This window comes from Streptomyces viridosporus (genome assembly GCF_002078235.1).
Lineage (GTDB): Bacteria > Actinomycetota > Actinomycetes > Streptomycetales > Streptomycetaceae > Streptomyces > Streptomyces viridosporus.
Window position 1 is genome coordinate 255 of record NZ_MSGP01000918.1, and the last position, 498, is coordinate 752.

The window sequence follows — 498 nt, forward strand, 5'->3', positions numbered from 1 at the left end:
GCCGCAAAATGGTGAGGCAAAGATGTGACGTACGAAGTCGGGTAGTGGATCACGGATGGGCGAATCGGGCATATGGGACTGTATGAGCCGCTTATATGACCGGTATCGTGCTCCTAACCCGGTTCGTACGTGATGTGCGCCCTATGCGAGGCCTCACACCGCCCACCCGTGTTTCTCACTCCTGGTTGCTGGAGCAATGCGGTGTGTGAGGGTCCTCCTCCGGCAGTACCAGGTGGACGTCCCCGAACTCGTGCCACAGGTAGCGCCCGTGCAGCGCCTCCTCGTACCCGCGGTCGACCGCCGCCCGCCCCGCGACCGCCTCCAGCATCAGCAGGTGCGAGGCCTCCGGCTCGTGCAGCCCGGTCAGCAGCCCGTCCACCACCCGCACCCCGCGCTCCGGCGTCACCACCAGATCGGTCCACCCCGCACGGGCCCGCACCACCCCGTCCGCCCCGGCCGCCGACTCCACCGCCCGCACGGCCGTCGTCCCCACCGCGA

1 protein-coding gene is annotated in these 498 nt (G+C 68.5%); it reads right to left on the reverse strand.

From position 1 onward, the window contains the following. Window positions 1–175 precede the first annotated feature (175 nt). A partial coding sequence (locus B7L92_RS38665; RefSeq protein WP_143626534.1) for an S-adenosylmethionine:tRNA ribosyltransferase-isomerase occupies window positions 176–498 on the reverse strand: 323 nt, incomplete at its 5' end.